Genomic DNA, 8,336 nt, shown 5'->3' with positions numbered 1-8,336 from the left:
TATTGAGCAGCGAGAAGCGGACGGCTCGATCAGCTCCAGCCATTGCGGGGCGTACTGGCCGGTCTTGGCGAACTCCGGCACGCGCTCGGCGATGGCCAGTTGCGGCAGCGGATAGGGCGCGCGCGTCAACTGTTCCTTGACCATGTCGATATGGTTTTCGTAGATGTGCGCATCGCCCACGAAGTAGCTGAACCAGCGCGGCTGATAGCCCGTCAGGCGTGCCACCAGGTGCAGCAGCGCGGCGCCTTCGGCCAGGTTGAAAGGCGTGCCCAGGCCGATGTCGTTGCTGCGCACGTACAGGCAGAGCGAGATTTCGCCGGTGCTCTGGTTGGGCAGGAATTGATAGAGCAGATGGCAGGCCGGCAGCGCGATTTCATCGAGCACTGCGCAGTTCCAGCCGTGGAAGAGAATGCGGCGGCTGCCCGGGTTCTTGACGATGGTGTCCAGGCATTCGCGCAATTGGTCCACCGCCTTGTAGAGCAAGACCTTGTCCACGCCCTCATCCTGCAAGGTGGAGACGATGGCAAAACCCTTGGCGCGGGCGGCCTCGATCTGCGCGCTCTGGGTGGCATCGATGAGCTTGTAGGCTGGCCACTGGCGCCACTGCACGCCATACACCGGACCCAGGTCATCGCTGCCGGTACGGAAAGGGTTGGCCAGCCAGTCGGCGTTTTCGTTGGCGTTCTGGTCCCAGACCTTGCAGCCCAAGGCGCGGAAGTCGGCCGCGTTGCGGGTGGCGCGCAAGAAGCCGCACAGCTCGCCCACTACCGACTTGAAGGCCAGGCGCTTGGTGGTCACCGCCGGGAAACCCTTTTGCAGGTCGAAGCGCATCATCGCGCCGGGAATGCTCAAGGTGCGGATGCCGGTGCGGTTGTCTTGCCAGGAGCCGTTCTCTAGTACGTCCTGGATGAGGTCTTGATATTGTTTCATTGCAATGTGTCGGGTGTTGGCCGGAAGGCCGGAAGATGAAGGATTGTAGCCTATCGACAGCCCGAACACCGGTTGGCAAAGCAGCTTGCCATGGCAGCATTGCAGCGATATGAATGAAAACACCGGAGGCGGTGGCCCGCACTCCGGCGCGCAGCAGCGGCGGTGGGTCAGAACCCGACGTTGTGGCCACCCTTGAGCTGCAACATGTCGCGTGCCTCGTCGGCGCTCGCCACCTGCAAGGAGAGCGCCTCGATCACGGTGCGGATGCGGCGCACCTGATCGGCATTGCTCCTGGCCAGTTGGCCGGGACCATCCCACAGCGAATCCTCCAGCCCCACGCGGGTGTGGCCGCCCATGGCGGCGGCCATGGTGGCAATCGGGATCTGGCCACGGCCGGCGCCCAGCACCGACCAGAAATAATCGGCACCGAACAGGCGGTCAGCGGTGCGCTTCATGTGCATGACGTCTTCCACGTCATTGCCGATGCCGCCGCGCAGGCCGAACACCGACTGGATCAGGAAGGGTGGCTTGATCAGCCCGCGATCGATGAAATGGGCGGCGGTGTAGAGATGGCCGATGTCGTAGCACTCGATCTCGAAGCGGGTCTGGTTGGCGCTGCAGGATTGCAGGATGTAGGCGATGTCCTTGAAGGTGTTGCGGAAGATGCGGTCGTCGGAGCCGGCCAGGTAGGGCTGTTCCCAGTCGTACTTGAAATCCTTGAAGCGGTTGAGCATTTCATACAGGCCGAAGTTCATCGAGCCCATGTTCAGCGAGGCCACCTCGGGCTGCAACTGCAAGGCTGGTTGCAGGCGTTCTTCCACGCCCATGGTCGGGGCGCCGCCGGTGGTGAGGTTGATCACCACGTTGGAGCGGGCCTTGATCTGCGGCAGGAATTTGCGGAACTGCTCCGGGTCTTGCGTGGGCTTGCCGTTGTCCGGGTCGCGTGCGTGCAGGTGGACGATGGCCGCGCCGGCCTCGGCGGCGGCCAGGGCTTCATCGCGGATCTGCTCGGGTGTCACCGGCAGGTAGGGCGACATCGAGGGGGTATGGATGGCGCCGGTGACGGCGCAGGTGATGATGACTTTGCGGGGCTGGGCCATGCTGTGTGCTCCTTTGAGAGGGGATAGCTGGTGGGTGTTACTTGGGCTGCTGGCGTTGGTGGGCGATCAGGCCCATGAGCCGGTTGTCGCGCCAGCGGGCGCGCTCGGCCAGTTGCTCGGCCGGGAGCACGGCGCGCCTTTCCTGCGCCAGTTGGTCCAGCGTGGCCGCTTGCCAGGCGTTGGGCAACTGGCTGCGCGCTACTTCGCCATAGGTGTGGCCGTAGCGTCGGGCATAGTCGAGCACGCCGGCGGGCGCATTCAGGTCGATGGTTTCGAACGGCCCCATGAAGGACCAGCGCAGGCCCAGGCCATGCTTGAAGACCTTGTCGATGTCTTCGGCCGAGGCATAACCGTTTTCGTAGAGATTGAGGGCCTCGTTCAAGACGGCACCCTGGATGCGGTTGAGCAGGAACCCCGTGATTTCCTTGTTCAACACCACCGGCGACTGTCCGGCGCGGGCATAGATCTGTTTGGCGCGCGTCACCGTGTCTGGCGCGGTCCAGGGCGCCGGGGCCAGCTCGACCAGCGGTACCAGATAGGGCGGATTGACCGGGTGGGCCACCAGGATGCGGGCGCGGCCGGGCAGGTGCTCGGAAAACGCCGAAGTGGGAATCCACGAGGTGGAGCTGGTGAGGATGGTGCCGGGAGCGGCCAGGCGATCCATCTCGGCAAAGATCTCGCGCTTGACCTCTACCGTTTCCTTGACGTTTTCCTGCACCAGGATGGCATCCTGCAAGGCTTGCTCCAGGCTGGCGGCGTGATGGATGCGATCCAGCAGTGCCTGCGGCGGCTCGGCGATGAGCCCATGGGCAGCCAGGTCGGCCAGGTTCTCGCGCAGCAGTTGCTGGCAACCCTGCAGGGCTGGCGGCACCGCATCCCACAGCGCCACCTCGAAACCGGCGCGGGCAAAGACGATGGCCCAGGCGCGGCCGATCAGGCCGGCGCCGATGACGGCGATCTTTTCAGACATGACATTCTCCTCAACCCAGGACTTCGACATTGCCGCACACCGACAGGCTGCGACCACTGATGCTGGCCCCAGCGGGGGAGCAGATGAAGATGACCTGGTTGGCGACATCCTCGGCGGTGACCATCTTGCGCAGCGAAACCTTGGACAGCAGCCGCTGGCGCATTTCTTCATGTGCGATACCGTAGGCGGCGGCCTTGGCGGCGACGATGCGCTCCTGGCGCGCACCCGCGACGATGCCGGGCAGGACGGCATTGACGCGGATGTTGCAAGGCCCCAGTTCGATGGCCCAGGTCTCGGTCAGCCCAATGACGCCATACTTGGAGGCCGAGTAGGGCGTGCGCAGCGCAAAGCCCAGCCGGCCAGCGACCGAGGAGATGTTGACGATGGCGCCGCCGCCATTGTTTTTCAGCATGGGCACGGCCCGCCGAGTGCAGAGGAAGGGGCCGGTGAGGTTGACGGCGATGGTTTGATCCCAGCCGGACAGATCGACCTCTTCCACCGGCAAGGTCGGGCCGGCGATGCCGGCATTGTTCACCAGTACATCCAGCCTGCCGTCCCAGCGCTGGGCCAGTTCGGCGAACATGGCATCGACCTCGGAGGCATGACTGACATCGGTGCGGCTGTAGCTGACCGGGGCGGTGCCGAAGCGCTCGCGTGCGCTGGCGAGGAAGTCCTCGCTGATGTCGCAGATGTGAACATGTGCGCCGGCCTCGACGAAGGCGGCCGTGATGGCCAGGCCAATGCCTTGGGCGCCGGCGGTGACGATGACTTTCTGGTCTTTCAGGTTCAGGTCCATAGTGCGTTGTCCTTGTCGCGGGGGAAGTGTGGGAAGTGGGGAAGGCGAGCCAGTCGCTCAGAGCCACAGGATCTGCTTGCGATAGGCCAGGTCGGTGAGCAGCGGCTGGGCCGGGCCGGTATGGAATACCGCCCCGCGTTCCAATGCAAAGACGCGGTCGGCCAGGGCCAGCACCAGGTCCAGGTTGTGCTCGACGATGACGATGGAAATCTCGCGTCGTAGCTGGTCGAAGACCTTGAACAGTTCCTGCACCACGGCCGGGGCCAGGCCTTCGAAGGGCTCGTCCAGCAACAGCAGCTTGACGTTGCCCGACAGCGCCCGTGCCACCGCCACCATCTGTTGCTCGCCGCCGGAGAGGAAGTCGGCATGGGTATGCAGACGCTCCTTCAGACGCGGGAAGTAATGCAGAATCTGTTCTTCGCTCCAGGCCACCCCGTCGCTGCCATCGGTCTTGCGCGCCAGTCGGCCCAGGGCCAGGTTCTCGGCCACCGTCATGCCGGCGAACAGGCCGCGCCCTTGTGGTACATAGCCGATGCCCAGGCGCGCAATCTCGGGGGCGGCCAGGCCGGCGATGTCGCGTCCCTGGTAGTGGATCGCGCCGGAAGCCGGCTTGAGCAAGCCGGTGAGGGTCTTGAGCAGCGTGGATTTGCCGGCGCCATTGCGGCCCAGCAGCGCCACGATCTCGCCCTGGCGCACGTCCAGGCTGGCGTCGTTGAGAATGTGGCTCTTGCCATAGAAGGCATTGACCTGCTCGAAGGCCAGCAAGCGCGGGCGTTGGCCACTGTCGGCCTGGCTGCGCCCGGTGACCGGCGGGGTGCCGTGACCGGTATAGATTTCCTGCACGCGCTGGTCGGCGCGAGCCTGCTCCGGCGTGCCGGTCATCAGCACGCTGCCCTGGTTCATCACCGTGACCTGGTGCGAGAAGCCCAGCACGCGGTCGATGTCATGCTCGACGATGAGCACGGGGATGTTGGCGGCGATGATCTGCACCAGTCGCGAGACGCGTTCGCGCTCGGCCGCAGCCAGGCCAGCCAGCGGTTCATCCATGAGCAGTACCTGGGGTTTGGAACCCAGGGCGATGCCCAGGTCCACCAAGCGTTGACCACCGTAGGAGAGCGCACCGCCTTGGATGTCGTCGATGCCTTTGAGGCCGAGGAAACGCATCAGTGCATCGGTTTCGGCGTGGATCTCGGGATAGCTGTCGATATCGCGCCACATGTTGTAGCGCCCGGGATGACGCGCCTGCAGCGACAGGCGCAGGTTTTCGTAGATCGACAGGCCCTTGAACAGATTGGTGATCTGGAACGAGCGCGCCAGTCCGCGCTGGCAGATGTCGCTGGGAGGCAGACCATGGATAGGCTCACCGTTGAGCAGGACGCTGCCGCCATGGGGGGCGAACATGCCGGAGATCAGGTTGAAGGTGGTGGTCTTGCCCGCGCCGTTAGGGCCGATCAGCGCGTGGATTTCACCGGCATGAAGGGCGATCTGGGCATTGCTGACCGCCTGGATGCCGCCGAAGCGGATTTCGATGTCCTTGGCTTCCAGCACCACGCCTGGTCGCGGCGGCGGCTGCAGGAACTCCGGCAGTGGCAGGCCATCGATGATCTGGCGCGCACTCATGGCGGCCCCGACCTCGGCTGGCGGGCGCAGCCGACGTTGCAACTGGCGCCAGATACCGACCAGCCCGGTGGGCGAGAAGAGGATGAAGCCGACGAAGGCCAGGCCGAACCAGAGCAGCCAGTTCTCGGTCCAGATCGACAGGCATTCGCGGAACAGGATGTAGAACAGCGCGCCCAGCGCCGGGCCGAGGAAACTGCGCATTCCGCCGATGACCACCATGGCCAGCAGTTCACCCGAGAAGGCCACCGACGTCGGCTCGGCCGAGACGAAGCGATGATGGAAGGCCAGCAGCCCGCCGGCCAGTCCGGTGACGGTGGCCGAGATCACGAACATGTGCAGCTTGTAGACGATGGTGGCGTAACCCTGGAAGCGCGCCCGCTGTTCGTTTTCGCGGATGGCGACGATGGTGTGGCCGAAGGGCGAGCGGATCAGCCGGTGCAGGCAGAACAGCACAGCCAAGGCGATCAGGCTGACCAGGACTTGGTAAGGGATCGGGCGGTCCAGGTCGATGCCGCCCACCACCGGGCGCACGATGCCGCCCAGCCCCGATTCGCCGCCGGTGAAGTCGGTCCAGCGGAAGGCCACGGCGAAGGTCAGTGCCGATAGCGCCAGCGTGAGTAGCGAAAAATATACGCCGCGTCGCCGCAGGATCAGGAAGCCCACCAGCAGTGCGGCCATGGCGATGAAGGCGAGGGTGAACAGCAACGGCAGGACGATCTGGCCGGGGAACCAGTGGGTCTGCGACAGCGCCGCCGCATACGCGCCCACGCCGAACCAGGCGCCATGGCCGAACGAGGTCAGGCCGGTGTAGCCCACCAGCAAATTGAGGCCCATGGCGGCGATGGCATAGATCACCACGTCGGTGGCCGAAGTGGTGGTCAGGCCCAGCAGGGGCAGCAGCAACGGCGTGGCGATCAGGGCGGCGGCACCGATCCACAGGGGCTGCGATGTCTTGTGCAGAGGATTCATGGCAGTGGCCTCATTCGAAGCGTTCGATGCGCTCGCCCAGCAGGCCGCGCGGACGGAAGATCAGCACCAGCAACATCAGCAGGTACATCGAGGCCTCGCCAGCGGGGGCGTAGAACTGGATGGTGATGCCGCGCACCACCCCCACCAGCACCGCGGCCAGCACGACCCCCCAGAAGCTGCCCAGCCCGCCGATGACCACCACTACGAAGGCGGCCGTCATGATCTCGGCGCCCATGGCCGGCTGTACTCCCGAGATGGGCGCAAACAGCACGCCGGCCAGCGCTGCCAGGCCGACCCCCAGCATCACGATGGCCGTCATGTAGGGTTGCAGGCCAATGCCCAGTACCGCCACCATGTCCGGTTTCTGTACGCCGGCGCGCACCACGCGGCCAAAGGAGGTCTTGTTGAGCAGCAGCCAGATCAGCGTCAGCGCGGCCAGCACGATGGCCAGCATCAGCAGGCGATAGCGCGAGTACATGAAGTCGCCCACCATGAGCTGTCCCTTGAAGGCCGGCGGGATCGAGGCCGGCAGCGGCGAGGCTCCCCACAGGATGCGGATGGCCTGTTCGGCCACCATCGACAGGCCGAAGGTCAGCAGCAGGCCCAGGATGGGATCGGCCGAGTAGAAACGGCGCAGCAGGTAGCGTTCGAACAGGATGCCCATCAGCGCCACCAGCAGCGGCGAGAGCACCACGGCACCGGCGAAGCCCAGATGCCGGGTGATCTCCACGGCCAGGTAAGCGCCGATGGCGTAGAAGGCTCCGTGCGCCAGGTTGACGATGCCGCCCAGGCTGAAGATGAGCGACAGTCCCAGCGCGATCAGCAGGTAGTAACCGCCGACCAGCAATCCATTGAGGATTTGTTCCAGCAGGAAAACGATTTGCATTGCAGCTCCGGCGCAAGCCAGTCGGAAGGGAGGCGATGGACGGCCCCGCGCTCAGGTAGGTGAGGCAGGGTCGCCACGCGCCTGGCGTCTTGAAGCGAGCGCGTCAGGTGAATTTGCAGGCGTTTTCCTGCGGGGTCGGCGCAATCGACTCCAGCGGCAGGTTCGGTCCCGGCACCGGCACACCCAGTTGCAGGAAGTCCCACTGATCCTTGGCGCGGCCCTTGGGTTTGGGCGAGAGCGTGTACATCTCTTGCATCAGTTGATGGTCCCAGTCGCGGTAGTAGCCTTTGCGGCCCTTGAGGATGTCGATCTGCGCGCCCTTCTCGAAATACTCGATCAGCTTCATGGTGTCCAGCGACTTTGTTTCGGCAATGGCCTGGGCAATCGAACGAAATCCCACGTATTCGCCCCAGGCCTGGTTCTCGGGCGGCTTGCCGTACTTCTTGACGAAGGCGCTCACGAACGCCTTGGCCGAGGGCGCGTCCACATCGTGGTGCCAGGTGGTGGGCCAGGTACCGGCGAAGTTGTCGGCACCGGCACCCCAGGCGGCCACGGTGTCAAAGCCGAAACCGGCGATCGGGAAGGGCAGGCCGAACTCACCTCGCCAAGCGATGAATGCCGTCCAGCCAGCCGCTGGACGGCATTTTGTTTTTCCGGGATCGCAACGTATCCGGCTCGCTGTCGATGAGCCGATGTGTCAGAGCCGGTATTGGCCCTGTTCTTCCAGCAGCGCCTTGATCTGCTTCTTGACGATCTTGCCGTAGCCCGACTTGGGCATCGTCTCCCAATAGACGAAGCGGCGCGGCCACTTGTACTTGCCGATGCGCGTTTCCAGGTGCGCCAGCAAGGCTTGCTCATCGACCTGCTGGCCAGGCTTGCAGACGATCACCGCCAGCCCGCTCTCGCCCCACTTGGGATCGGGCACGCCCAGCACCGCCACTTCCGAGACGGCGGGGTGGGTCAGCAAGGCTTCCTCGATCTCGCGCGGATAGACGTTTGAACCTCAGAGATGTACATGTCAGAAGAGCGCCCCGTGATATAGAGAAAGCCTTCCTCATCCACGTG

7 protein-coding genes and 1 pseudogene are annotated in these 8,336 nt (G+C 64.7%); all 8 read right to left on the bottom strand.

The window, feature by feature from the left end:
• On the bottom strand, positions 1-930 hold a 930-nt coding region (locus I5W_RS25160; protein WP_044531309.1), incomplete at its 3' end, for a thymidylate synthase.
• 167 nt (positions 931-1,097) lie between these two features.
• Positions 1,098-2,030: a 3-keto-5-aminohexanoate cleavage protein gene (locus I5W_RS25155; protein WP_017453978.1), complete on the bottom strand. Its 933-nt coding sequence runs from the start codon at positions 2,028-2,030 to the stop codon at positions 1,098-1,100.
• Between the two features lie 37 nt (positions 2,031-2,067).
• Positions 2,068-3,000, bottom strand: coding sequence for a 3-hydroxyacyl-CoA dehydrogenase (locus I5W_RS25150; protein WP_044531308.1), 933 nt, complete (start codon positions 2,998-3,000; stop codon positions 2,068-2,070).
• A 10-nt stretch (positions 3,001-3,010) separates the two neighbouring features.
• The gene (locus I5W_RS25145; RefSeq protein WP_044531307.1) at positions 3,011-3,796 is read right to left on the bottom strand and encodes an SDR family oxidoreductase; all 786 of its coding nucleotides are present in this window, start codon (positions 3,794-3,796) and stop codon (positions 3,011-3,013) included.
• A 57-nt stretch (positions 3,797-3,853) separates the two neighbouring features.
• On the bottom strand, positions 3,854-6,385 hold the full coding sequence (locus I5W_RS25140; protein ID WP_044531306.1) for a branched-chain amino acid ABC transporter ATP-binding protein/permease: 2,532 nt from the start codon (positions 6,383-6,385) through the stop codon (positions 3,854-3,856).
• 10 nt (positions 6,386-6,395) lie between these two features.
• Complete coding sequence (locus tag I5W_RS25135; RefSeq protein ID WP_044531305.1) at positions 6,396-7,271, bottom strand: branched-chain amino acid ABC transporter permease; 876 nt, start codon at positions 7,269-7,271, stop codon at positions 6,396-6,398.
• Between the two features lie 103 nt (positions 7,272-7,374).
• Positions 7,375-7,884: an ABC transporter substrate-binding protein gene (locus I5W_RS25130; RefSeq protein ID WP_374702157.1), complete on the bottom strand. Its 510-nt coding sequence runs from the start codon at positions 7,882-7,884 to the stop codon at positions 7,375-7,377.
• Positions 7,885-7,968: 84 nt separating this feature from the next.
• Positions 7,969-8,336, bottom strand: a pseudogene (locus I5W_RS25125) (AMP-binding enzyme); the annotation flags it as partial.

The sequence above is a fragment of the Herbaspirillum sp. B65 genome, from assembly GCF_000333555.1.
In the GTDB taxonomy this organism is placed as follows: Bacteria; Pseudomonadota; Gammaproteobacteria; order Burkholderiales; family Burkholderiaceae_D; genus Herbaspirillum; species Herbaspirillum rubrisubalbicans.
The sequence above is the reverse complement of the archived record's forward strand: the minus strand, read 5'-3'. Positions and strand labels throughout refer to the sequence as shown.

What these genes read in the sequence shown, in the direction of transcription:
- I5W_RS25140 (WP_044531306.1), bottom strand. Translation starts at nt 6,385, where the DNA reads ATGAATCCTCTGCACAAGACATCGCAGCCCCTGTGGATCGGTGCCGCC.
- I5W_RS25135 (WP_044531305.1), bottom strand. Translation starts at nt 7,271, where the DNA reads ATGCAAATCGTTTTCCTGCTGGAACAAATCCTCAATGGATTGCTGGTC.
- I5W_RS25150 (WP_044531308.1), bottom strand. Translation starts at nt 3,000, where the DNA reads ATGTCTGAAAAGATCGCCGTCATCGGCGCCGGCCTGATCGGCCGCGCC.
- I5W_RS25145 (WP_044531307.1), bottom strand. Translation starts at nt 3,796, where the DNA reads ATGGACCTGAACCTGAAAGACCAGAAAGTCATCGTCACCGCCGGCGCC.
- I5W_RS25155 (WP_017453978.1), bottom strand. Translation starts at nt 2,030, where the DNA reads ATGGCCCAGCCCCGCAAAGTCATCATCACCTGCGCCGTCACCGGCGCC.